General features: G+C 19.1%; 23 protein-coding genes and 3 tRNA genes. 16 read left to right on the forward strand and 10 right to left on the reverse strand.

Features of this window, described 5'->3' with window-relative positions; all coding sequences use genetic code 11:
* Positions 1 to 48: 48 nt before the first annotated feature.
* Positions 49 to 1362, reverse strand: coding sequence for a serine--tRNA ligase (serS, locus tag BUCIPICE3303_RS01020; RefSeq protein WP_154049263.1), 1314 nt, complete (start codon positions 1360 to 1362; stop codon positions 49 to 51).
* Between the two features lie 322 nt (positions 1363 to 1684).
* On the opposite strand from serS, the gene trxB reads away from it, so the two are divergent.
* The 4 genes from trxB (at position 1685) to BUCIPICE3303_RS01040 (ending at position 5617) form a co-directional block, all read left to right on the forward strand.
* The gene (trxB, locus tag BUCIPICE3303_RS01025) at positions 1685 to 2650 is read left to right on the forward strand and encodes a thioredoxin-disulfide reductase (RefSeq protein ID WP_154049264.1); all 966 of its coding nucleotides are present in this window, start codon (positions 1685 to 1687) and stop codon (positions 2648 to 2650) included.
* Positions 2651 to 2685: 35 nt separating this feature from the next.
* Positions 2686 to 2901, forward strand: a complete 216-nt coding sequence (infA, locus tag BUCIPICE3303_RS01030; RefSeq protein WP_154049265.1) for a translation initiation factor IF-1 — start codon at positions 2686 to 2688, stop codon at positions 2899 to 2901.
* 165 nt (positions 2902 to 3066) lie between these two features.
* On the forward strand, positions 3067 to 4785 hold the full coding sequence (gene aspS / locus BUCIPICE3303_RS01035; RefSeq protein ID WP_154049266.1) for an aspartate--tRNA ligase: 1719 nt from the start codon (positions 3067 to 3069) through the stop codon (positions 4783 to 4785).
* Between the two features lie 109 nt (positions 4786 to 4894).
* A complete protein-coding gene (locus BUCIPICE3303_RS01040; protein WP_154049267.1) occupies positions 4895 to 5617 on the forward strand; it encodes a YebC/PmpR family DNA-binding transcriptional regulator in 723 nt (240 codons plus the stop codon).
* 405 nt (positions 5618 to 6022) lie between these two features.
* On the opposite strand, the gene pyk is transcribed toward BUCIPICE3303_RS01040, so the two are convergent.
* On the reverse strand, positions 6023 to 7465 hold the full coding sequence (gene pyk, locus BUCIPICE3303_RS01045; RefSeq protein ID WP_154049268.1) for a pyruvate kinase: 1443 nt from the start codon (positions 7463 to 7465) through the stop codon (positions 6023 to 6025).
* A gap of 364 nt (positions 7466 to 7829) precedes the next feature.
* Here pyk and zwf point away from each other — a divergent pair, with 364 nt between their 5' ends.
* The 3 genes from zwf to tsaB all read left to right on the forward strand — a co-directional run bounded on the left by zwf (position 7830) and on the right by tsaB (position 12405).
* The gene (gene zwf / locus BUCIPICE3303_RS01050) at positions 7830 to 9296 is read left to right on the forward strand and encodes a glucose-6-phosphate dehydrogenase (protein WP_154049269.1); all 1467 of its coding nucleotides are present in this window, start codon (positions 7830 to 7832) and stop codon (positions 9294 to 9296) included.
* 808 nt (positions 9297 to 10104) lie between these two features.
* A complete protein-coding gene (locus tag BUCIPICE3303_RS01055) occupies positions 10105 to 11688 on the forward strand; it encodes a TerC family protein (protein ID WP_154049270.1) in 1584 nt (527 codons plus the stop codon).
* A 48-nt stretch (positions 11689 to 11736) separates the two neighbouring features.
* Positions 11737 to 12405 (forward strand): tRNA (adenosine(37)-N6)-threonylcarbamoyltransferase complex dimerization subunit type 1 TsaB, encoded by a 669-nt coding sequence (tsaB, locus tag BUCIPICE3303_RS01060; protein WP_154049271.1) that lies wholly within the window; start codon positions 11737 to 11739, stop codon positions 12403 to 12405.
* 27 nt (positions 12406 to 12432) lie between these two features.
* On the opposite strand, the gene minE is transcribed toward tsaB, so the two are convergent.
* Genes minE through minC form a run of 3 tightly spaced genes read right to left on the reverse strand, consistent with a single transcriptional unit; the run spans position 12433 to position 14264 of the window.
* A complete protein-coding gene (gene minE, locus BUCIPICE3303_RS01065; protein WP_154049272.1) occupies positions 12433 to 12681 on the reverse strand; it encodes a cell division topological specificity factor MinE in 249 nt (82 codons plus the stop codon).
* 5 nt (positions 12682 to 12686) lie between these two features.
* Positions 12687 to 13499 (reverse strand): septum site-determining protein MinD, encoded by an 813-nt coding sequence (gene minD, locus BUCIPICE3303_RS01070; RefSeq protein ID WP_154049273.1) that lies wholly within the window; start codon positions 13497 to 13499, stop codon positions 12687 to 12689.
* 39 nt (positions 13500 to 13538) lie between these two features.
* Entirely contained in the window at positions 13539 to 14264 is a 726-nt protein-coding gene (minC, locus tag BUCIPICE3303_RS01075) for a septum site-determining protein MinC (RefSeq protein WP_154049274.1), read from the reverse strand.
* Between the two features lie 251 nt (positions 14265 to 14515).
* Here minC and rsmC point away from each other — a divergent pair, with 251 nt between their 5' ends.
* Entirely contained in the window at positions 14516 to 15547 is a 1032-nt protein-coding gene (gene rsmC, locus BUCIPICE3303_RS01080; RefSeq protein WP_154049275.1) for a 16S rRNA (guanine(1207)-N(2))-methyltransferase RsmC, read from the forward strand.
* A 9-nt stretch (positions 15548 to 15556) separates the two neighbouring features.
* On the opposite strand, the gene BUCIPICE3303_RS01085 is transcribed toward rsmC, so the two are convergent.
* The 5 genes from BUCIPICE3303_RS01085 to murJ form a co-directional block, all read right to left on the reverse strand.
* A tRNA-Leu gene (locus BUCIPICE3303_RS01085) sits at positions 15557 to 15641 on the reverse strand.
* A 37-nt stretch (positions 15642 to 15678) separates the two neighbouring features.
* Positions 15679 to 15749 (reverse strand) — tRNA-Cys (locus BUCIPICE3303_RS01090).
* Between the two features lie 22 nt (positions 15750 to 15771).
* Positions 15772 to 15856, reverse strand: a tRNA-Ser gene (locus tag BUCIPICE3303_RS01095).
* A 157-nt stretch (positions 15857 to 16013) separates the two neighbouring features.
* A complete protein-coding gene (locus BUCIPICE3303_RS01100; RefSeq protein ID WP_154049276.1) occupies positions 16014 to 17069 on the reverse strand; it encodes a hypothetical protein in 1056 nt (351 codons plus the stop codon).
* A gap of 166 nt (positions 17070 to 17235) precedes the next feature.
* A complete protein-coding gene (gene murJ, locus BUCIPICE3303_RS01105) occupies positions 17236 to 18789 on the reverse strand; it encodes a murein biosynthesis integral membrane protein MurJ (protein ID WP_154049277.1) in 1554 nt (517 codons plus the stop codon).
* 694 nt (positions 18790 to 19483) lie between these two features.
* On the opposite strand from murJ, the gene BUCIPICE3303_RS01110 reads away from it, so the two are divergent.
* The 8 genes from BUCIPICE3303_RS01110 to fabG all read left to right on the forward strand — a co-directional run bounded on the left by BUCIPICE3303_RS01110 (position 19484) and on the right by fabG (position 25134).
* Positions 19484 to 20194, forward strand: coding sequence for a hypothetical protein (locus BUCIPICE3303_RS01110; RefSeq protein ID WP_154049278.1), 711 nt, complete (start codon positions 19484 to 19486; stop codon positions 20192 to 20194).
* A 359-nt stretch (positions 20195 to 20553) separates the two neighbouring features.
* Positions 20554 to 21213 (forward strand): flagellar basal body L-ring protein FlgH, encoded by a 660-nt coding sequence (locus tag BUCIPICE3303_RS01115; RefSeq protein ID WP_172598703.1) that lies wholly within the window; start codon positions 20554 to 20556, stop codon positions 21211 to 21213.
* Positions 21214 to 21263: 50 nt separating this feature from the next.
* Positions 21264 to 22022 (forward strand): flagellar basal body P-ring protein FlgI, encoded by a 759-nt coding sequence (locus BUCIPICE3303_RS01120; RefSeq protein WP_154049280.1) that lies wholly within the window; start codon positions 21264 to 21266, stop codon positions 22020 to 22022.
* Positions 22023 to 22103: 81 nt separating this feature from the next.
* Positions 22104 to 22361, forward strand: a complete 258-nt coding sequence (locus BUCIPICE3303_RS02095) for a S4 domain-containing protein (RefSeq protein ID WP_232512956.1) — start codon at positions 22104 to 22106, stop codon at positions 22359 to 22361.
* Positions 22295 to 23050: an RluA family pseudouridine synthase gene (locus BUCIPICE3303_RS01125; RefSeq protein WP_232512957.1), complete on the forward strand. Its 756-nt coding sequence runs from the start codon at positions 22295 to 22297 to the stop codon at positions 23048 to 23050. Before BUCIPICE3303_RS02095 ends, BUCIPICE3303_RS01125 begins: the two co-directional genes overlap by 67 nt.
* A gap of 25 nt (positions 23051 to 23075) precedes the next feature.
* Entirely contained in the window at positions 23076 to 23273 is a 198-nt protein-coding gene (gene rpmF, locus BUCIPICE3303_RS01130; protein ID WP_154049281.1) for a 50S ribosomal protein L32, read from the forward strand.
* 188 nt (positions 23274 to 23461) lie between these two features.
* Entirely contained in the window at positions 23462 to 24400 is a 939-nt protein-coding gene (locus tag BUCIPICE3303_RS01135; protein WP_154049282.1) for an ACP S-malonyltransferase, read from the forward strand.
* On the forward strand, positions 24397 to 25134 hold the full coding sequence (gene fabG, locus BUCIPICE3303_RS01140; RefSeq protein WP_154049283.1) for a 3-oxoacyl-ACP reductase FabG: 738 nt from the start codon (positions 24397 to 24399) through the stop codon (positions 25132 to 25134). Before BUCIPICE3303_RS01135 ends, fabG begins: the two co-directional genes overlap by 4 nt.
* Positions 25135 to 25168: the final 34 nt, after the last annotated feature.

Consider the following 25168-nt stretch of genomic DNA (forward strand, 5'->3'; position numbering starts at 1 on the left):
AAAATTTTAAATAAAATTTAAATATTTTTTTATTTAAAAGAAAAATTTTTATTTAAATAATTTTAAAAATTTTATACCATTCATATATGGATATTGTAATACTTTCGGGATAGCTATTTTATTAGTTGAACATTGAAAATTCTCTAAAATAGCCGCTAAAGTTCTTCCTACTGCTAACCCTGAACCATTTAGAGTATGCACAAAACAATTTTTTTTCTTTTTATAATCTTTATATTTAGCATTTATTCGTCTAGATTGAAAATCACCAGTTAAAGAACATGATGATACTTCTCGATATAATTTTTGCTCTGGAAACCATACTTCTAAATCATATGTTTTTTGAGAGGAAAATCCAAGCTCATTAGAACATAATAAAATCTTTCTGTATGGTAATTTTAATAATTGTAAAATTTTCTCAGCATGTTTTGTTAAGACTTCTAAAGTTTTTTCAGATTTTTTAGGGTGAACAATTTGTATAATTTCAACTTTATCAAATTGACGATTTCTAATTAAACCTTTAACATTTTTTCCGTATGTATTAACTTCAGAACGAAAACAAGGACTTAGAGCAGTAAATTTTAAAGGTAATTCATTAGGTAAAATTATTTTGTTTTGTACTAAATTAATTAAAGGTACTTCTGATGTAGGTATTAAAAATAAATTATTATATTGATTTTTCTGATAATTATTGTGCATAGAATATGTATGAAATAAATCTTGTTTAAATTTAGGCAACTGTCCAGAACCATACATAGAGCTTTCTTTAACAATGTAAGGTACATATACTTCTTCATATCCATGAAGTTTAGTTTGTACATCTAACATAAATTGACCTAAAGCTCGATGTAATTGTGCAATAGATCCTTTCATAATGGTATATCCTGAACCTGAAATAAGAGCAGCGGTTTTCCAATCTAATCCTTGTATTTTATTTCCAATTTCTATATGATCCATAATAGAAAAATTATATTTATTTTTTTTCCCCCAACAATAAATTTCCTTATTATTTTTTTCTCCTATACCAACAGGTATATCTATATGTGGTATATTAGGGATAATAACTAACATCTGATGTATTTTTTTTTTAACTTGTTCCAACTTTTTTTTTAAATATTCGATATGATTACGAGAATCAATAAGTTGATTTTTAAAAATGTCAATTTCAAGATAAATACTTTTTCTATATAATAAATGTTTAGATAGTCGTTTATGTTCTGATATTTTTTTTTCACTATTTATTTGTAAAGTTTTACGTTCTTTTTCTAATTTTTTAAATTTAGAGACATCTAATAAAAAGTTTCTTTTTTTTAATTGATCTTTAAAAAAAGAGTAATTTTTTTTAATTTTGTTGAAATTTAACATAGCACCTAGATCTTTATATATATAAATTTTTAAGAAAAATATAAATATTTATTAAATATATATTTCAAATATAAAAATTATTTAATACATTTAATTCATACATCAAATATATTCTTTTATTTTTTTTCTAATAAAAAATTTAAAGAAATATTCTATAAAAATAAATATTTATATAAATATAATTTTTATTATGATAATTATAATATAATTATATTATAGAATAATAATTCTATCATTATACACAAATACTAATGTTATTATATTAACTATTTTTAGTTAATAACATTTAAATAAAAAAAATATTTTTTAAAAAAGGCGATTTATGGAAAAAAAAGAAAAAAAATATACACAACAAATTATTATAGGGTCCGGGCCAGCAGGATATACAGCTGCAATTTATTCTGCTAGATCTAATATTAAAACAATATTAATTACAGGACCAAACCCAGGAGGGCAACTAATACAAACAAATGAAATAGAAAATTGGCCGGGTGATTATAATAATCTAAGTGGAATTAAATTAATGGATCGTATGTTAAATCATGTAAAAAAATTTTCTATTGATATTAGAGATGATATTATTACATCTGTAAATTTTAAAAAATATCCATTTGAATTATATGGAGAAGAAAATATTTATTTTAGTACATCTATTATTATAGCAACTGGGTCTTCTACAAAATTATTAAATATTCCCTCAGAAACAATATATATGGGTAAAGGAATTTCAACTTGCGCAATATGTGATGGATTTTTTTATAAAAATAAAATTATAGCAGTTGTAGGTGGAGGAAATTCAGCTCTTGAAGAAACAATATATCTATCAAATATTGCGCAAACAGTACATTTAATTCATCGTCGTAATCAATTCAGAGCAGATAAAATATTAATTAATAGATTATATACTCAAATAAAAAATAATAAAAATATTATTATTCACTTCAATTCTTGTATTATAGATATATTAGGGGATAATATAGTAATGAATAAAATTCAAGTGTACTCTGAAATAGAGAAAAAAAATTATCAGCTTAATATATCAGGTTTATTTATTGCTATTGGTCATATTCCAAATTCTAAAATATTTTCTAAATATATTGATATTAAAGATAATTATATAAAAATTGGTTATAATAATTTAATGAAAACACAAACCAGTATACCGGGTATATTTGCAGCTGGAGATGTATCAGATCATATTTATAAACAGGCTATAACAGCTGCTGCTAGTGGATGTATGGCCGCTATAGATGCAGAGAAGTACTTAAATGCAAGTAAATGTAATTAAATATATCTTATAAAATTAATATATAGGAGTTCTTTATGAAAGAAAAAAGTATAGAAATGCAAGGAATAGTAATAGATACTTTACCAAATACAATGTTTAAAGTGAAATTAGAAAATGAACATATTATCATTGCTCATATATCAGGAAAAATGAGAAAAAATTATATAAGAATTTTAACAGGTGATAAAGTTACTTTAGAAATGACACCATATGATCTAAGTAAAGGTAGAATCATTTTTAGAAGTAGATAAATTATTTATATGGGTTTCATTTTATTCAATATATATAAAATATATTTATATATAAATTGTATATTATATAATACTATTTATTTCTTATAATATAAATATATATATAAAATTATATTTTTATAAAAATATAATTTTTTTTATCAATTAAAAAAAATTAGGATTATTATGCGCACAAAATATTGCGGGGAAATAAAATTAACAGAAATTAATAATATTATTACAATATGTGGATGGGTAAATAAAATAAGAATATTAAAAAATATAATTTTTATTAATGTTAGAGATATAACAGGAACTGTACAAGTTATTTTTAATAAACAATATAACTCTTATTTTTCATCAGCTTTAATGTTACGAAATGATTTTTGTGTACAAATTAAAGGATTAGTTACTATAAAAAAATTAATACATTTACAAGAAAACGTATTAAAAAAAAAAATAATTGAAATTGTAGCATTTAAATTAAAAATTTTTAATAATTCTTTACCTATTCCTTTAGATTATAACAAAAAAAATAAAGAAGATATACGTTTTAAATTTCGTTATTTAGATTTACGTCGTAGAAAAATGTTAAAAAATATACAAATAAGAAGCACTATAACAACATTAATTAGAAAATTTTTTGTAAATAAAAATTTTTTAGAAATTGAAACTCCTATTCTTACTAAATCTACTCCAGAAGGAGCGTCAGACTATTTAGTTAATAGCCGATTATACCCAGGAAAACATTACGCTTTACCTCAATCTCCTCAGTTATTTAAACAATTATTAATGATATCAGGAATAGACCGATATTATCAAATCGCAAAATGTTTTAGAGATGAAGATTTAAGATCAGATCGACAACCAGAATTTACACAGATAGATATTGAAATAGCTTTTAAAGAAACAGATTTTTTACATAATTTGATAAATGATTTAATACATAAACTATGGTTATCTATAAAAAAAACTAAATTAAAAAAAATTAAAAAAATGAGTTATACTGATAGCATGTCAAAATATGGAACTGATAAACCTGATTTAAGAAATCCTATTCAGTTTATTGAATTAAGTAATATTTTTTTAAATAAAAATTATGAAAATTTATTTCCTTGGTTATCAAGTAACAAGATAAATAGAATTATAGCTATAAATATACAGAATGGTGCAAAATTTATTACTAGTAAAAAAATAAATATTTATAAAAATTTTTTAAAAAAATTAAAAGCAAATCAGTGTATTTGTATAAAAATAATGGATATAAAAAATTATATTGTAAAAATTGATCAAATTATTAATATTAAAATTAACAAAAAAGTATTAAAAAAAATATTTTCTTATACTTCTGTAAATAATGGAGATTTATTATTTATAGTAGCAGAAAAAATAAATCTAGCAAATAAAATATTAAGTGAATTACGATTAAGAATAGGAATTGATTTCAAAATAACAGATCTAAAAAAAATATGTCCTATTTGGATTATAGATTTCCCTTTATTTAAAAGAGATAAAAAAAATAATTTAAAATCTGTACATCATCCATTTACTTCCCCTAAATACTCTATTAAAAATATTACATCTATTAATCCATTAGAAATAATATCGAGTGCATTTGATTTAGTCATCAATGGATATGAAATTGGAGGAGGATCTCAACGCATTAATAATAATGAAATACAAAATCAAATTTTTGATTTACTTAAAATCAAAAAAAATGAACAAAAAGAAAAATTTGATTTTTTTCTTAAAGCTTTACAATATGGTACACCACCTCACGCTGGATTAGCTTTAGGTTTAGATCGTTTAACTATGATATTAACAGATAGTAATACTATAACAGATGTAATAGCATTTCCAAAAACTAATTCTGCAACCTGTTTAATGACAGGTGCTCCTTGTTAAAAAAAGATTCATAAAATGATTATGAATCATAATTTATTATTATTTTTATATAAAAAATATAAAATATATTATATTTTTTAAAACATACTTGATTTTAAAATGAGGATACATGGCTGGGCATAGTAAATGGGCAAATACAAAACATAGAAAAAATACTCAAGATATAAAACGTAGTAAACTATTTACTAAAATAATAAAAAAAATTACGATATCTAGTAAAAAATACGGATCAGATGTAAATAAAAATTTTAAATTAAGAACTATTTTAGAAAAAGCTCATACATTGAATGTAAATAAAAACTTAATAAACAATGCTTTAAAAAGAGGGGCGGGGGAAAATAAAAAAAATATTTTTCATACAGTAAAATATGCCGGATATAGTATAAATGGAGTTGTAATTATTATACACTGTAACACTAATAATAGTAATAGAACAGTATCAAATATAAGAAACATATTATCTTTATACAAAGGTAATTTAACAAAATATAATAATATTCAATATTTATTTAATTTCTTTTATGTAATAAAAATTAATATTAATTTATATAATAAAAATATTATTTATAATCTTATAAATAAAAACAAAATGGTATACTCTAAAAAAAAGTATAAAGATTATGTTAGTATAACAATAAAAATGAAGAATTTTAAAAAAATAAAAAAAAATTTTTTATCTTATTCTATTACATTTGATCAGGTAAACGAATTAATTACTCCTAAAATTATACGTGAAATTGATCTTATTAATAAAAAAAAAATAATTAATATTATTAATTTATTAAAAAAATTAAAAGAAACAGTTTATATTACTCATAATATGAATTTATAATATAAAAAATGTCATATAATTAAATTAATTAATTTTAATTATATTTTCATATATACTTAAAATTAATTATATATCTATATATTTTTTTATATAAAATTATTTTTTAAAAAATATATTATTATTTTTCTAAAAATATATAATATCCTGAATTGACTATATATGATAAACAATTTAATTTTTTATTTAAATTTATTAAGATTGTTAAATTTTTTTTAAAAACAATATATTTATAAAAAAAATTATTTTTTTATTAAATATTATTTTTAATGTTACAAAAAAATATTTTTTTAAAAAAAATATCATGTATATTAAGTTATAATTTAATATTAAATAAAATCAATATGTCTAATCATATCTAGTCAATACAGCATTTACATATTTCTAACTATAAACATAAAAATATTTTTAAGATACATTTATAATTTTATAAGAATTAACTGATTGACAATGATTTTTTTTGTTATTTTTTATTACTATAATTGTATTATTTTTTCTTAACAATTTTTTATCTTTAAGTAATTTTATTGCAGTATTAGTGGTATTTTTATTTTTTAATATATTCTCTAAATATATTGGAATTACACCTCTGTATAATGTTGATAAACGAAGTTTTCTAATAGAATTAGATATATAAAAAATAGGTATACCTGATGTAATTCTAGATGTTAATAAAGCAATTTTATTAGATGTTAATATCATAACAACAGCAACAATATTTTTTAAATGATTAGCGGAATACATAACTGACATGGATATTGTTTCGGGTATATTATCAAATTGTTTATGTAAACGATGTTTAGAAATATGCATACACGGTACTTTTTCAGCACCTATACAAATTTTTGACATGTTTTGTACAGTTATTTCTGGAAAATTACCAGATGCTGTTTCTGCAGATAACATAACTGCATCTGTTCCATCTAAAACTGAATTAGCTACATCCATAACTTCTGCTCTGGTAGGAAAAGGATTTGTAATCATAGATTCCATCATTTGTGTAGCCGTAATAGATACACGATTTAATTTTCTTGTTATTTTAATTAATTTTTTTTGTACTCCTATTAATTGATAATCACCAATTTCCACTCCTAAATCACCTCTAGCAATCATAATTGCATCAGAGGCTATGATAATATCTTTTATTATTTTATCAGAAGATATTGCTTCTGCTCGCTCAATTTTAGCAATAATTTTTGCTTTACTTCCAGCTTGTCTTATTAATAATCGAGCTTTTTGTAAATCTTGTGAAGATCTTGGAAAAGAAACAGCTAAATAATCTATATTAATCCTTGCTGCTAATTTTATATCTTCTTCATCTTTTTTTGTTAAAGCTGATGCAGATAAACCTCCTCCTAATTTATTTAAACCTTTATTATCAGATAAATATCCACCAATAATTACTTTTGTAAAAATTTTTGTATTATTAATTTTGATAACTTTTAATTTTATTTTTCCGTCATCTAATAAAAGAATATCATTACAGGATACTTCATTAGGAAGATTAGTATAATCAATACCTACTGCATTTTTATCTCCTTTATTTTTAGGAATATTTAAATCTAATAAAAAATTGTCTCCATGTTTTAAAAAAATTTTTTTTTCTTTAAAACTAGAAATACGTATTTTCGGACCTTGTAAATCACCTATTAATGCTACACAACAATTTAATTCTTTTTCTAATGATCTGATTTTATTAACTCGATTAATATGATCTTCAGCTATACCATGAGAAAAATTCAATCTTAATACATTAACACCTGATTTTATAATTTTTCTTAAAATATTTTTTTTATCAGTTGAAGGTCCTAGAGTAGAAATAATTTTTGTTCTTCTAATAGAATTCATTATATATTAACCTTGTTTATAGTTATATTGAAAATTTAAAAAAAAATAATTAATTTTACTAAAACTATTTAATCTTTAATATAAATATTATTTTAATTTATATTAAAAAATAAATTTTTATAGTGTATTTTATGTACATATCATTATTAATGATGTTTTTTATTTTATAAAATATATTGTATATAATTAGTTTTTTATTAAAAAATAAAATATAATTAATTATAGATGAAAAAAACAAAATATATATATTTATATTTAAAAATATTTTATTTATATTATAATAAGATTTACTTAAAGAGATATAATTTTTATATAAAAAAAATTTATATAAATATATATTTATATATATAATATAATAGGGTATCTAATGATATTAAAAATAATACCGCATGATTTAATTATTTTTGGAGCAACAGGTGATTTAGCTAAAAGAAAATTATTTCCAGCTTTATATCGTTTAGAAAAAAAAAAAAAATTAACAAGTAATATGCGAATTATTGGTATTAGTAGATCACAAAATACTATAAAAGAATATAAAAATATCATTTATTCATTTTTAAAAAAATTTTTAAATGAAAATATAGAATTATCTATATGGAATAAATTTAAAAAACGTCTTTTTTTTTGTAAAATAGATGTTAATCAAATTTATAACTTTAAAAAATTAATGAATTTTTTTAAAAAAAAGAATAATATTTTAATTAATTACTTTGCGGTATCTTCTAATATGTTTGTCAATATTTGTAAAGGATTAGCGTCTATTAAGTTAAATACAAAACAATCTAAAATTATTATAGAAAAACCTATCGGTAATTCTTTAAGACAATTTTATATTATTAATAAATCTATAAAAAAATATTTTTCTGAAAAACAAATATTTCGTATTGATCATTATTTAGGAAAAGAATCTATACTTAATCTTATTTCATTAAAATTTGCTAATCCTTGGTTTAATAATATTTTAAATGATAAAAATATTGATCATATTCAAATTACATTATCTGAAAAATTAGGAATAGAAAATAGATGGAACTATTTTAATGAAACCGGGCAAATAATAGATATGATACAAAATCATATGTTACAAATTATTTCCATCTTTTCTATGAATACTCCTAAATCATTAAAAAAAAAACATATTCAAAAAGAAAAAATAAAAATATTAAAATCTTTAAGTCATTTTAATAATAAAAATATATACAATTCTATTGCTTTAGGGCAATATTCTGAAGGAAAAATTAACAATCATATGATTTCATCATATTTACAAGAAAAAGGAGCAAATAAAAATAGTTTAACCGAAACATTTGTGTCTATAAAATTATATATAAATAATTCAAAATGGAAAAATATCCCATTTTATATACGAACAGGAAAAAGATTAACTAAAAAATGCTCAAAAATTGTTATTTATTTTAAAGAATTAAAAAATAATTTATTTTATACAAAAAAAATAAATACTATATCAAATAGTTTAACAATAAACCTACATCCAGAATTCGGAATAAAAATAAAATTTTTTAATAAAAAACCAGAATTAAATTCTAAATTTAAATTAAAACCATGTGAAATGTTTTTAAATTATAAAAAAATATTTAAAAAATATACTGTACCAGAAGAATATGATCGATTACTGTTAGATAGTATAATAGGAAATCCATTTTTATTTGTTCATGAAAAAGAAATTATATATTCTTGGAAGTGGATAGATCCAATAATAAGAGCATGTAAAAAAAATCCATCATTATTAAAATATTACCCATCCGGTACATGGGGCCCGAAATCATCAAATTATTTAATACAAAATGATAAAAGAGAATGGGATAATGATTAATTATATTTCATAAAAATAAATACAAAAAAATATTTTTTTCACATAAATAAGATAAATTCCTCATCAAGCATACAAAAATTATATTATTTTTTCATATTTATAAAATCTTATTAATTTTTATTTATATTAAAAAAAATCATTTTTTAATACAAACAATGTATTAAAAATAATATATCAGTTATATTAAAAATAATTATTAAATATTTTTTTAAAAAAAATTCAAATTAAATTCTTTCAATAAAAAAAATAAAATACTTAATATGAATATCTATTTATATGTCTTTTATAAAGACAATGATTGTTAATAAAAATTTTATATTAATTAAAATATTAAAAATATAATTATATAAAATATAAACATCTATTAATCATAGATACAAAATATCATTTGATATAAATTTTATTAATATTATTATTATGATATATTTTATTATTTTTTATATTCTAATTTTTAGTATACATAATAGTAATTTTATTTATATATAAAAATATATATTAAACTTAATAATCCTAATTAATAACAAAATAATAAATTAAATTAATAAAATATAAACATATATATGTATTAATATTTATTTTATAAAAAATTCATATTTGCATTATTAATTTTCATATATGAATAATATTTATTTTATTAATCAAATAAATATTATATTATATGCAAAAAAAATAAATATTTTTTATTAAGAAAAGAAATATAATATTTTTTTTAAAATTAAATAATTAAACTAATTATATACATTACATAAATTAAAATATTATTTATGTACAATTTAATAATATTACATTTCTTTTGAGGTACCTTTTCATGCATCTTTTTGTAGATCCATCTGCTATAGCGGGGTTTTTTACTTTAATGTTTTTAGAGATAATTTTAGGTATTGATAATATAATATTTATTTCTATTTTATCTAAAAAATTACCTCATAATCAACGTAATAAGGCTAGATATACCGGTTTAATATTAGCTTTATTTATGCGTTTTGGTTTATTAATTATAACTTCGTTTTTAGTAAATTTAAAAAATCCAATATTTATAAATAAATTTTTTGTTTTTTCTATAAAAGAAATAATTTTATTAATTGGTGGAATATTTTTATTTATAAAAACAATTTTTGAATTATTTAATTATGTAAATATTATAGTTAAAAAAAACAAAAAAAATATCAGAAAATCAAGTTTTTGGTGCATAGTTACTGAAATTGTTATATTAGATGCAATTTTATCAATTGATTCTGTCATGACAGCTATAGGAATGATACAAAATTTATCGATCATAATATCAGCAGTAATAATATCTACAATATTTATGATATTTTTATCTAATTTATTTATTAAATTTATTAATTCACAAAAAAAAATAATTGTTTTGTGTTTATGTTTATTATTAATAATTAGTTTAAATCTTATTATAGAATCATTAGGTTTTTATATTCCGAAAGAATATTTATATATATCCATTGGATTTTATTTATTTGTTGAAACTATAAATCAAATAAGAAAAAGAAATAAGATTAAACAAAAACAAAAAGAACCATTAAGAAAAAAAATATACAATATAATATATAGAATTATTAATAATAAAAAAGAAAATCAAATAAACAAAAAAAAAGATTTATTTTTAATTGAAAAAGAAGATAAAATTTATAATTATATAAATAATAAAAATAATATAAATAAAATAGAAAATCAAGAAATTAAAATACTAATTAATATATTAAAATTTAATAATAATAAAATTCAAAATATCATAATCCCACAAGAAAAAATTATTTGGATAAATATTACTGAAAATTACGAAAGTATTAAAAATAAATTACTACATATTTCACATAATATGATACTAATATGTGAAAATGAATTAAATGAAATTATTGGTGTAGTACCAAAAAAAAAATTACTTCGAATCATAAAAAATAATGAAGATATATATAATTTTTCTATTAAATATCCACCATTTATTATCCCGGACACTATCAATACAATCAATCTATTGCATCTATTACGTTATTGTAAAAATAATTGTATTATAGTTAGTAACGAATCAGGTATAGTAATCGGTCTAATAAAACCTAAAGACATATTTAATATAATTGTAGGAAAATTTTTAGACAAAAAAAATACACCAAAAGTAATCATTAATGACAAGAACTGGATAGTAACAGGTTCAATGAACTTAAATAACCTAAAAAAAATATTAAATATTACTACATTAAACAATAGTAGTAATTGTATTTCAATAGCTGATTTTTTAATAAAAAACAACAAAAATATTCCAAAAACAGGAACAACAATTTATAGCAAACCCTATTATTTTTATATAATAAAATCAAATTTATATAAAATACATTTAATAAAAATTACCCAAGATAAAAAAAATAATTTTCATTAAAAAAGCAATATTTTATATATTTAAAAGTCTTAAGGAATTATATTAAATATGAATTTCACTAAAACAATTCTAGCTTTAGATACAACACTATATTCGTGTTCTGTATCTTTGCTATATAAAAAAAAAATATATAGTTTGTTTAAAAATAGTTCTACAAACCATGAAAAATATATACTACAAATGATCAAAAAAATCATAAAAATAGCTAAAATTACTTTAAATAAAATTAATTTCATTGCTTGTACAATAGGACCGGGGAGTTTCACTGGCATTAGGATTTCTGTAGGAATATCTCAAACAATATCTATTATTTATAAAATCCCAATTATTGGTTTTTCCACATTACAAATTTTATCAGAACAAAGTTGGAACACTAACAAAGTAAATCGTGTTTTAATTGCTCTGCAGGTTTCTAAAAATCAAATTTTTTGGGCAAAATATTTAAAAAATAAAATAGGTTTATGGGTTGGGAATCACACAGAAAGGTTATATTCTAATATGAATAATATAAAAAAAATAGTAAAAAATTACACAGGACTTTGGTCTACTATTGGGTTTAAAAGAAAATATTTAAAAAAATCTACTAAATTAGTTTATACACATATTACTACCCCTCACTCTAAAGATATTATTTCTTATTCTATAAAATATTTGCAACACAATACAAAATATAAAATAATGAAAATATATCCAAGATATTTATCTCCTATATATTAAATTAATTATTATCTGCTTTTCTAATTTTTATTTTGTATTTGGAATATTGACTTCTAATATAAATATATTTTTATTATTTTTTTCTATTTGAATTGATACTTGATTTGATTTAATTTTTATATACTTCGCAATTACTAATAATAAATCATTTTTTAATTGCGGAAAATAATCTGGTTCTTTTAAATTCTTTTTTGATTGCTTAATTATTATCTGAAGTCTTTTTTTAGCTAAATTAGCTGTATACTTTCTTTTTGATAAAAATAAATCTAATATCATTATATTTATCTCCTGAATAACCATTGTAAAAAACTTTTTTTTTTCTCTAAAAAAAATCGTAATGGTTTATTTATACCTAATAAACGTTGAACTGTATCTGAATATGCTTGTCCGGCAATAGATACTTTATCTAATATGACAGATAATCCTTGATTAGAAGATTTTAATACAGCCAAATCTTCAGGAATCAATCCAATTAAAGGAATTTGAAGTATATCTAAAACATCTTCCATGCTTAACATATCACCTTGCATTACCTTTTGCGGGTTATATCTTGTTAATAATAAATACTCCTTCACTGGTGAACTGCTCGTTTCTGCTCGTTTAGATTTAGAAGATATAATACCTAGAATTCGATCCGCATCACGTATAGAAGAAATTTCTGGATTAGTAACAATAATCGCTTCATCTGCAAAATAAAGCGAAAGAATAGCACCAGATTCAATACCAGCCGGGGAATCACAAATAATAAAATCAAAATTCATTCCTAAAAGAATTTGTAAAATACGTTCAACTCCAGATTTAGTTAAAGAGTCTTTATCTCTAGTTTGAGAAGCGGGGAGTAAAAATAAATTTTTTATCCGTCTATCTCTTATTAGAGCTTGATTAATTGAAGCTTCTTCTTTAATCACATTAATAAAATCATATACTACGCGACGCTCACAACCCATAATTAAATCTAGATTTCTTAGCCCTATATCAAAATCAATAACTACAGTTTTTTTCCCTTGTAAAGCTAAACCAGTGGCAATAGATGCACTTGAAGTAGTTTTACCAACACCACCTTTACCGGAAGTAATAGTAATAATCCTTGACATATAATCAATACCTCTTTTATAGCATATGTATATAAATATTTAAATTAAATTTTTAATACATAAAATATGATTAATTAAACTAATTTCAACACTTTTTCCTAAATATTTTAATGGTATTTGTTCAATTGTTAAATATTCTCCAGCGATAGATATTAATTCTGCAAATAAGTGTGTACAAAAAATTTTTCTAGTAATATCACCACTAGCTCCCGCTAATACTCTTCCTCTCATCATGCCATATATATGAACATGACCATCTGAAATTAATTCAGCTCCCGCGCTAACATTATTTGTGATTATTAAATCAGTATTAGGTAAATACACTCTCTGTCCAGATCGTATTAATTGATTAAAAACATAATTTTTCTGATCGTTAAGATTATAAAAAGAGGTATTTATAGATTTTTCTTTTTCAATATTAACAAAATTTTGATTAGTACAAATTTTTGATTTCAATTTTTTTTGTGTAGATAAAATCAAAAAACCAGATTTCAAAATCATTTTTTCTATATTTTTATTTTTACAACCTGTAATACCAATTAAAAATAAACCAATAGATAAAATAAAATTTTTAATATTTATCCAATCAAATGTATATGATAACTTTTCTATATTTAATACAATAGGTATATTTTTAAAAAAAGAAGGAGATTCTTGAATTTTTTCAAGTAAAAATTTTTTAAAATAAATAAATTTTATATTTTTTAAATGAATTACTAAGATAGTAAAATCATTCTTTTGAAAAGTAACTAATTGATGTTTCATATATTTTGACCTGAAATACAAATAATATTAATTATATAACAATAATTATAATAAATAAAATAAATTTTAATATATAAATAAAATTAAATATTATATACTAAATATAGTACTATGCACTATATAAGTATAAACAAATATATTAATAATAATTATTTATAATATTTATATTATATACATAGATATAATATAATTATTATATATACAATTACTCATTACAATTAATATTATAATTATAATATCAATTAAAGAAAATGAATCATATGTGTTCTCAACTATTACACTCATCTAAAGAATATCAACTATTAATAAAAAACATTCAATTATTTAAAAATAAATCTACAATTTTATCCGGGATAATCCCATATCAATTATGTTATACAAAACTTTTTAAAAAATTTATTATATATCTTCAATATTATAATTTGTATAAAATAAAATCTAAAAAAATTAATAAAAATATAATTTTCAATAATTTTTATTATCCAAATATATTAGATAAATATCAACAACTAATTTATTTTTGGGGAAAAAATAAAAAAGAAGTTAAATTTCAATTAACATGTTTATTATCATTTATTTCATATCATTGTCATATTTATATAGTAGGTAAAAATAAAAGCGGAATTAATGGAATTAATAATATTTTTGATAATTATTTAATATTTAAAAAAATAGATTATGCACGTAATTGTTCTTTATATAAAGGATATATAATAAAAAAACCAAAATTTTTGTTGAAAGCATTTGTTAATACATATAAATGGAATAAATTAATTATTAATAGTTTACCAGGAGTATTTGGATATAAAAAAATAGATGAAGGTACTAAATTATTAATATCAACATTTAAAAGTAATATTAAAGGAAAAGTATTAGATATAGGGTCAGGAACAGGAATATTAGGTATCGCTTTAGCAAAAAAAAACCCTAAAATAGATTTAACTTTAATAGATAATTATGATGCAGCAATTTGGTGCAGTAAAAATAATTTAATCAATAATCATATTAAAGGAAAAGTATTTTTTAGTAATATTTATTCTAAAATAAAAAAAAAATATAATTTGATTATATCTAATCCACCATTACATAATAATTTAGATATAAATTTAAGCATAGTAAAAGAAATAATAAAAAAAGCAAAAAACTATTTAATAAAAAATGGGGAATTAAGAATTATTATACAATCTTTTATATCATTAGATGTACTTTTAAAAAAAAAATATTTAAATTATAAAATAATATTAAAAAAAAATAATTATATAGTATTAACATTTACATTATAAATCTTTTTATACCCAGGGCGGGAATTGAACCCGCAAAGCCATAACAGCCGAGGGATTTTAAGTCCCTTGTGTCTACCGATTTCACCACCTGGGCATATTTCTAATATTTTAATAAATAATATTATTTTTTTAGGCGCATCCCGGAATTGAACCGAGTTATATGGATTTGCAATCCACCGCATGACCAATCTGCCAACGCGCCTATTAAAAAAGTTTATTTTATTCGGAGGAAGAGGGATTCGAACTCTCGGATAATTTCTCATCGGCGGTTTTCAAGACCGCTGCCTTAAACCACTCAGCCATTCCTCCCAATAAAAACTTAATAAGTATATTATACTTAGAACTAAAAAAAAGTAAAGCATTTGAAAAAAACGTTTTCAATAAAATAAATTTAATAATTTATATATTGTACTAAAAAAATACAAAAAAAACAATAATATATCTTTATTTAAAAATAAATTGAATATTATTTTGATTCAATATTAATTTTTTTATTAATAGGCATATTGTCCATTAATATTTTTTTTTTATATGCAAAATCATTATCTATATTAAATTTTTTATTTTTTAATGTATTGATTTTTTTAATAATAAAATTTTGTCTTAATAAATCTTTTTTCATTAAATATTTATTTATCATTAAAGTTCTTTTAAGAGATAATATTTTATTACATCTATGTGTCCCTAATATCCCTATATGATCAGTAATTATCAAAATAATTTTATCTTTTTCTTCGTTATTTAATGTTTTTTTAAAATTTTCTAAAATACGATTTGCTTCTGCAGAAACTATTGGATTATTAACATAATGGGACATATGATATTTTAAATCTTCATTTCTCATTACATTTATTTTTTTTTGTAAAAATGTTTGTCCATTATATTTTTGAATATTACTTAAATTAGTACATAATTTCCATGATATTCCTGCATCTATATTATTTAATATTTTGGTTAAATTGTTAAAATTTATGTTTTTTAAACTATTATGAAAGTTAATATTCATATTACCTTGTAAATAATTATTAAATAAATATTCTATACCAACAGAAAGAATTGGATTAAATTGTTGATATCGTGATAATAAAAAAATATCTAATAATTTTTTATTATTAACTTCAGTTGTTAATTTAGCTCCTATTTTTGTATAAAAATTGATATTTTTTCTAATTGGATACATAAAATTCGTAGCATACTCTATACTAGAAAAATACGTATTGAATGCATTTGTTTTAATGTCTTTGACTATTTTTTCTATTATATTTGAATTTAATTGAAAATTAAGATAAGGATTTAATTGATATTTTGTAAAAATACCCGGGTTTAAAGCTAGAAACCCTTTTATAATGTGATTGAAATTGTTATAAGATAAATTTTTATATTTATCAAATATATTTTTAAGATTAAATGAATTACATTGAATTCCAAAATCTAACTTCTTCATTCTAGGCGCAGATTGTGCATGTACTGTTGAAAAAAGACCAGATACTAATAAAACAAAAATTATAGAAATTCTTTTCATATATATACCTTCACTATCCAGATTAATAATCTTTACTTATTTTTAAAAAATATTATTTTTAAAAAAAATTATTAGAAAAAATTAATATAATTTAATATTATTTAAATAAATTATAAATTAAAATTTTAATAATATATTTTTTATTAAAATTAATTTTTATATATTTTTATATATTTTTATCTTCATAATAAAATTGTTTTATATCTACATTATTAAACCATAATGATATTATATAAATAAATCCACCAAAAATACAAACACTAAAAATACGTAATATTCTAATAAATATATTTCCTACACACCAAGTAGATATAAAATAAGATAAAAAAAATAAAAAAACCGACATAATAACAGTCGATAATAATATTTTTTTAAAAAAAACATACCACCCTGGTTGAGGAAAGAAAATTTTTTTTTTATATAAAATAAAAAATAATAATATCGCATTAATCCAGGCTGATACACTCCCAGATAAAGCTAAACTAGATTGATTTAAAAAAAAAACAAAAAATAAATTTAATATTTGTGTAATTAATAACGTTAAAAAAGATATTTGCATAGGTATAATAACATCTTTAATTGCATAAAAAGCTGTCGATAAAACTTTTACCATTATCAATGCAATAATACCTAATGCATAGCATAAAAGAATTTTTTGTGTAATTAATGTATCACTGTTTGTAAAATTACCATATTGAAATAAAGAAATAATAAACGGTTTTGATAAAAAAATTAAAAAAGAAGTACATGGTAAAGATAACAGTAATGAAATACGTAAGCTCCAATCTAATAATTTAGAATAATTTTTAGTATTTTTTAATGTATGATACTTAATTAATTTTGGAAAAATTAATGTGCTAATTGAAGAACCTAATATACCAACTGGTAATTCAGTAAGTCTATCAGCATAATATAACCATGATATTGAGCCTGATTTAAATAAAGAAGCAACAATACTATTAATAATTAAAGATATTTGACCAATAGATACTCCCAATAAAGCAGGCATAAGTCTACTTAATACTTTTTTTAAACCAATATTATAGAAATTAATAGTAGGTAATACTAATATTTTTTTTATACTTAAAAACGGTAATTGATAAATTGTTTGTAAAACCCCACCAAATAGTACTCCCCATCCTAAAAATAAAATTTGTGAATATAAAAAAAAATCTTTAAAATAAATACTAAACAAAGTAAATAAAATTATACAAATATTTAATATAATCGGTGAAAATAAAGGAATTAAAAAAATATCATATATATATAAAATAGATGAAAAAAAAGAAGATAAAGATGCAAAAATAATATATGGAAAAACAATTTTAAAAAGTTTAACTGCTAAACCTAACTTATATGTATTTTTTAAAAAACCTGGAGACATTATTATTACAATAATATTAGGAAAAATCATGCTAATAAAAATTATTATTGTTAATAAAATTATTAATAAACCAAATATACAGGAAATAAAATCTTTTATTACGGAATTTTTATGATTTATTTTATATTCCGATAATACTGGTATAAAAGCTTGAGAAACAACACCTTCTGTAAAAATTCTACGTAATACGTTTGGTATCTTGAAAATTGAAAAAAATACATCCGTTTCAAGAGATGCGCCAAATTTATATGCAATTAAAAAATCTCGTACAAAACATAAAAAACGACCACTAGCAGTAACTAGACTCATTGATGCTAAAGATTTCAAAAGATTCATTTTGTCTAACCTTAGCTCTTATATTTTATATAATGATTTTAACATTTATTAATATAATTTAATATTTTATTACATTAATATAATAATATTTTCTATATAGAAGTAATAAAAAGATTTTTTAAATAAAAAAATATTTAAAAAAAAAATAGACAATTTATATTCTATATATAAATATGTTTTTTAAAAAATATAACTATAAATTATATTATACCAATATTTACAATATTTAAATAAATGTTATTATTAAAATAATATTAATTAGTATTATTTATTGTTAATTAAAAACGTTTATACTTTATAAATATTTTTTTATAATGATATAATTTTAATAATATATATAAAATTTTTATTTATATATTTATTTATAAAATACAAATATGTTATTATTTTATAATAAATGCATTTAAAAAATTATCTTTTATAAATAAAATTTATTACCAGATAAATAAAATATTTCATAATATTAAATTTTTAAATTAATTACATATACATTTATATTATAATGTATAAAAATATAAATTTAAAAAATAATTTACTTAATATATAAAAAAATTATAAAATATATTTATCTTATAAAATAAATACTATATTTTTATTATAAAAATATGATAAAATAAATTTTTAAAGTAATTTTTGCAAATACAATTTTTAAAATATCAATCATAAAAACATTTTTTATAAAATGAGGCTAAAAATGAAAAATTCAATACAACCAATGATTACACTTGCTAATATACATTTACCAAAAAGTACTACTACAACAAAAAAAATATCAGATACGTTAAAAAAAGATTTACCAAAACAAAATGTATATAATATTAAAATAACTTCTAATAACAAAAAAATAATAAAAAAACAAGATACAGAATCCGATACAATTCATATCAAACCATTTCAAACATATAAACCTTTTAGAAAAATTGATGATGAAGAAGAAATCGGTTGGTTTTCAATTTTAGATGACAAAGGATATGAAGGATTTTTAGTAGAAGGAAGAGTACGAATAAATAAAAATCGTGAAGTAACAATGGATGGTTATCGTGTATTAAATATTGAAGATAAAGTAATTAAAGTACCTGAAAATAAAAAAATACTTGTTAAATCTGAAGGTTTAATCGTCATAAAAGAAGATGATGATAAAAAAAATAAAAAGCCTACAGTGTTAGGACAATTAAAATTTATTTCGTTAAATAAAAATGATGTTATAGCACGAAAACATAATAAGATATACGATTTAAATGATTCGGGTTTGGAAAAATATAAACAAAATGAATTAGAACTTAAATATAAATTTTTATCTAATGAAGAAATAATTAAAAATAATGAAAAATCAACTCAGAATTTAATTAATAAAATAAATTTAATTAGATCTTTTGAGTTTGATACTATTAAAAAAAAAAAATAAGCTGTAAAAGATAAATAATATTAAGAATATATTTAAATTTTTTTTAAAAATAAAATATATATAATTTTTGATTATATTTAATTTATTATTTTTTTTTAATCAAATATATAATTTTTAATTAAAAAAATAATTATAGAAACTAGATATACACTAGTTTCTATACTTTTTTTTATATAAAAATATATAAAAAAATAAAAAATTTATAAAAAAGATATTATTATTTTTACTGTAAAAAAAAACAGTAACTTTTTTTTGAACAATAAAATTATAATTATTTTTCACTTCTAGTATAAAAAATACTTAATAATATTCATCTAATATCATATTAGATGTTTATATTATTAAAGGCATTATATTTAATGATAAAATTATTCTCTTCAATACTTAAAAATATTTTACTAATAACGCTAATCATTTTTACTATAAGTAATAATGTTTTTCCTTATAAAAAAATAATAAATAAAAAATTTTTTTTACAACCAATTCAAATAATTAAAAAAAAAAACAAAAAAAAAATAAATAATTATTCCTCATGGTTTACTAATTATAAAAATTATAAAATTGGAGATCATATCACTATATTTTTTAATGAAAAAAATAATATTGATAACTATATACACAAATATATAATTAAAAAATCATATAATATCTATCGTTTAAAATTATTTTTTATAAAAAAAATAAATATATATACTAGATACATAAATAAAACAAAAAAATTATTGAATAAAAACAATTTTTCTATACAAAATAATATAAATTTAAAATTATCAGTAAAAGTCGTATCAATATTAAAAAATAAATATTTAAAAATTTTAGGAGAAAAAAAATTTTTTATTAATAATAATATACAAAAAATCAGATTTTATGGAGTTATTAATCCAAAAAAAATTAATTTAAATAATTCAATTAAATCTTCTGAAATTTATAATTTTAAAATTAAATATTCACATCAAAATTTTAAAAAAAATATTTTTTTTTACTTAAAAAAAATATTTTTTTTTAAAAAAATTAAATAAATGTACTATCAAATCATAGTATATATACTATTCAATATAGTTGAAATTATATGAAAATGATATCAAAATTCAAATATATAATTATTATTCTTTATATTTTATTAACTAATCAATCTTACATATCTGCAAAAAAAATTTATAATTTAATAAATATTGTAGGAATTCAAAACACTCAACTAATAGGATATGGTTTAGTAGTTGGATTAAATGGCACAGGAGATACCACTTCTCAAATTCCTTTTACATATCAATCATTAAATAATATGTTAATAAAATTAGGAATTTATACTAAAAATGCAAAAAATATACAAACAAAAAATGTAGCTTCAGTTATAGTTACAGCAATGATATCACCATTAAATTATATTGGACAAAAAATTGATATTACAGTTTCTTCTATCGGAAATGCTAGCAGTTTAAATGGCGGCACTCTACTTATGACTTCGTTAAAAGGTCAAGATAAAAAAATATATGCTGTTGCTCAAGGTAATATAGTAATGAATTGGAAAGAAAAAAAAATATATTTTAAAAAAAATAATCAATATTTTTTTAATAGAAAAAAAATAATTCATGGAGCAATTTTAAAAAAATCTACATCTATTCAATTAAATAGAAATAATAATGGTATTATTTTTTTAAAATTAATAAAAAGTAATTATTATTTATTAAAAAATATTTGTAATATAATTAATAAATATTATTATAATATTGCAACTGTTCTTGATTTTAATACGATACAATTACATATACCAAAAAATAAAAATTTACAAAAAAAAATATTATTTCATATCTTTAATATAAATATATGATTTAAAAAAAATATACATAAAAAAAAATATAATATATAATTATATATATCTATTAAAATATTTTATATATAAGAAAATTATATGAATAATAAAGATTTTTTAAAAAAATCAATTATAGTACAAAAACATATGTCAGGTCAAAGAATTGATAATTTTTTATTTAAAAATCTTAAAAAATTACCAAAAAGTATGATATATCGTAGTTTAAGAATAGGAAAAATAAAAATAAACAAAAAAAAAACAAAACCATATTATAAAATAAAAACAAATGATTGTATTACCACATACTCTATTATTATCAATATAAAAAAAAAAAAATTTATTTACAAAAATCTATAATCAATTTATTTTTAAAAAATATCTTATTTGAAGATAAATATTTAATTATTTTTAATAAACCATGTGGATTTGCAGTACATGGAGGTAGTGGAATTAATTATGGAGTAATAGAAATATTCAGAGAAATTCGCAAAGAATTAATATTTTTAGAACTTGTACATCGTATTGATAAAGATACTTCTGGTATACTAATACTTGCAAAAAAACGTTCAATTTTAAAAAAAATGCATGATAATTTACGTACAAAAAAAATATATAAAGAATATTTAGCATTATTACATGGTTATTGGTCTAAAAAAAATAATATCATTGACCAACCTTTATTAAAAAGAAAAAATATTACACAAAAAAAAAAAGTATATATTCATAAAAATGGAAAACCCTCTAAAACAAAATTTCAAGTAAAAGAATACTTTAATGAAACAACTTTAACATCAATCATACCAATTACTGGAAGAACTCATCAAATTCGAGTACATACTTCGCAATTTGGCCATCCTATCGTTTTTGATAAAAAATATGGAAATATTAAAAGGGAAAAAAAATATATTTTAAAAAAGAATCAAAGATTGCTATTGCATTCATATAAAATTTCTTTCATTCATCCAAAAAAAAATAAAAAAATTTTTATAATAGCTCCATTAGATGAAAAATTTAAAAATTGCTTGAAATATTTTTCAAAAAAATAATCTTATAAAATAATTAAGGAAGAAAATGGCTGTACAAAAAAGTAAACCAAGTCGATCAACAAGAGGAATGAGACGATCGCATGATCATATATCAGAAAATAAATTATCTATAGATAAAACATCCAAAGAAATACACATCCGTCATCATATAACAAAAAATGGATTTTATAAAGGAAAAAAAACTTTTTTATTCTCTAAAAGAGCTGAAAAAAAAATAGATTAGTCATAAAAATTTATTAAAATTAATAATTATATTAAAAATATATTTTAATATAAAAAATATTGTTCAAAAAAAAATTTATTATTATAAATATTTAAAATAATTTAAATTAAAATTATCCATATAAAAAAAATATTTTTCTATATACTACTAATATAGTATATAGAACAACAGAGGTTAATTTGTGATTTATGAAAAAATTTTCAGTTATTTTTCCTGGATATGGATTATATAATATAGAATTTTTAAAAAAATTTATAAAGAAATATTCTATAATTCAACAAACATTTAAGGAAGCATCTGATATTGTAAATTACAATATAGAAAATTATTTTTTTAAAAAAAAAAATAATTTCACCTTTTATAATAAAAATATATATTTATTAACATTTATTTCTTCAGTTGCGATATATAGATTATTAGAAAAAGAAATAAATATTCAACCAAATATAATATCTGGACACAGTATAGGTCAATATTCTGCTTTGGTTTGTAATAAGAATATATTATTTAAAGAAGCCATTAAAATTATAAAAATACGTAATAAGATTATGTTAAAAGCAGTACAAAATATTCGGATATTAACATTAGTAATAATTGGATTAAATTATAATATTATTAAAAAAATATGTTCACTAATTTCAACAAAAAAAAAAATATTTATTTCTATTATTAATTCAAAAAAACAAATTGTTATTACTGGAAATTATTCTGAAGTATATACCGCGGGTTTAATATTTAAAAAAAAATTTTATGCAAAAATAATTCGATTACCAATGTTAATCGCGTCTCATTGCTTATTAATGAAAAATTACCAAAAAGAATTTTCTTATTATTTAAAAAAAATAAAAATTTTTACAGGAAAAAATCCTATTATTAGTAATCATAATGCAAAAATTATGTTTTCTAAAAAAAAAATATATTCTTCGTTAACCAAACAAATATATAAAAAAGTACAGTGGTATAAAAGCATAAAAAAAATCATTTCAATGGGAATAGATATTTTTATTGAAGTTGGACCTGGGGAAATACTAACAAATTTAAATAAAGAAAATAAAAATATATCATCGTATTCAACAAATAGTTATAAAAAATTATTACTTGTGATGGATATCATAAAAAAACTATGAAAAAAAAAATAGCTTTAATAACAGGGGCTAGTCGAGGTATTGGAGAAAAAATTTCAATAGAATTAGCAAATTTAAATATATTTGTAATTGGAACTTCTACCACTAAAAAAGGAGTAGAGCAAATTAAAAAAAATTTACAAAAAAATGGAACTGGTATATTAATAAATCTTTTGAAAATTACAACAATTAAAAAGAAAATTAAAAAATTAATTAATCAATTTAAAAAAATTGATATATTTATACATAATTCAGGAATAATACATGATAAACTATTAATAACTATGAAAGATTCAGAATGGAATGATGTCATTAATATTAATCTATCTTCTATATTTTATATAACTAAAATAATTTTAATACCAATGATTAAAAAAAAATATGGAAGAATAGTTATAATTAGTTCAATAATTAGTCATATGGGACAAACAGGGCAAACAAATTATGCGGCGTCAAAGTCTGGTTTAATTGGTTTTTCAAAATCTTTAGCTCTAGAAGTTGCATCAAAGGGAATTACAGTGAATTTAGTTTCTCCTGGATATATAATTACAGATATGACAAAAAAAATTCTATCATTAAATAAAAAAAAAATATTAAAAAAAATACCTATGGGTTATTTTGGAAAAACAAAAGATATTGCTCACGTTGTATCTTTTTTATCATCAGAAAAATCTTCATATATTACAGGTCAAAATATTCATATAAATGGAGGAATGTATATTGATCTTTCTACATAAAAAATATATCTTATAAAAAAACAATTTTTACTAT

The organism is Buchnera aphidicola (Cinara piceae) (assembly GCF_900699035.1).
Taxonomy (GTDB): Bacteria; Pseudomonadota; Gammaproteobacteria; order Enterobacterales; family Enterobacteriaceae; genus Buchnera_F; species Buchnera_F aphidicola_AV.

Excerpts from the sequence above, each read along its gene's own strand:
- BUCIPICE3303_RS01120 (WP_154049280.1), top strand. The coding sequence starts at position 21,264 with ATGAAAATGATATCAAAATTCAAATATATAATTATTATTCTTTATATT.
- rpmF (WP_154049281.1), top strand. The coding sequence starts at position 23,076 with ATGGCTGTACAAAAAAGTAAACCAAGTCGATCAACAAGAGGAATGAGA.
- minE (WP_154049272.1), bottom strand. The coding sequence starts at position 12,681 with ATGATATTAGATTTATTTTTATCAAAAAGAAAGTATACAGCTAATTTA.
- fabG (WP_154049283.1), top strand. The coding sequence starts at position 24,397 with ATGAAAAAAAAAATAGCTTTAATAACAGGGGCTAGTCGAGGTATTGGA.
- aspS (WP_154049266.1), top strand. The coding sequence starts at position 3,067 with ATGCGCACAAAATATTGCGGGGAAATAAAATTAACAGAAATTAATAAT.
- BUCIPICE3303_RS01055 (WP_154049270.1), top strand. The coding sequence starts at position 10,105 with ATGCATCTTTTTGTAGATCCATCTGCTATAGCGGGGTTTTTTACTTTA.
- BUCIPICE3303_RS01110 (WP_154049278.1), top strand. The coding sequence starts at position 19,484 with ATGAAAAATTCAATACAACCAATGATTACACTTGCTAATATACATTTA.
- BUCIPICE3303_RS01115 (WP_172598703.1), top strand. The coding sequence starts at position 20,554 with ATGATAAAATTATTCTCTTCAATACTTAAAAATATTTTACTAATAACG.
- BUCIPICE3303_RS01135 (WP_154049282.1), top strand. The coding sequence starts at position 23,462 with ATGAAAAAATTTTCAGTTATTTTTCCTGGATATGGATTATATAATATA.
- trxB (WP_154049264.1), top strand. The coding sequence starts at position 1,685 with ATGGAAAAAAAAGAAAAAAAATATACACAACAAATTATTATAGGGTCC.
- zwf (WP_154049269.1), top strand. The coding sequence starts at position 7,830 with ATGATATTAAAAATAATACCGCATGATTTAATTATTTTTGGAGCAACA.
- BUCIPICE3303_RS01040 (WP_154049267.1), top strand. The coding sequence starts at position 4,895 with ATGGCTGGGCATAGTAAATGGGCAAATACAAAACATAGAAAAAATACT.
- minC (WP_154049274.1), bottom strand. The coding sequence starts at position 14,264 with ATGAAACATCAATTAGTTACTTTTCAAAAGAATGATTTTACTATCTTA.
- minD (WP_154049273.1), bottom strand. The coding sequence starts at position 13,499 with ATGTCAAGGATTATTACTATTACTTCCGGTAAAGGTGGTGTTGGTAAA.
- serS (WP_154049263.1), bottom strand. The coding sequence starts at position 1,362 with ATGTTAAATTTCAACAAAATTAAAAAAAATTACTCTTTTTTTAAAGAT.
- murJ (WP_154049277.1), bottom strand. The coding sequence starts at position 18,789 with ATGAATCTTTTGAAATCTTTAGCATCAATGAGTCTAGTTACTGCTAGT.
- tsaB (WP_154049271.1), top strand. The coding sequence starts at position 11,737 with ATGAATTTCACTAAAACAATTCTAGCTTTAGATACAACACTATATTCG.
- infA (WP_154049265.1), top strand. The coding sequence starts at position 2,686 with ATGAAAGAAAAAAGTATAGAAATGCAAGGAATAGTAATAGATACTTTA.
- BUCIPICE3303_RS02095 (WP_232512956.1), top strand. The coding sequence starts at position 22,104 with ATGAATAATAAAGATTTTTTAAAAAAATCAATTATAGTACAAAAACAT.
- rsmC (WP_154049275.1), top strand. The coding sequence starts at position 14,516 with ATGAATCATATGTGTTCTCAACTATTACACTCATCTAAAGAATATCAA.
- BUCIPICE3303_RS01100 (WP_154049276.1), bottom strand. The coding sequence starts at position 17,069 with ATGAAAAGAATTTCTATAATTTTTGTTTTATTAGTATCTGGTCTTTTT.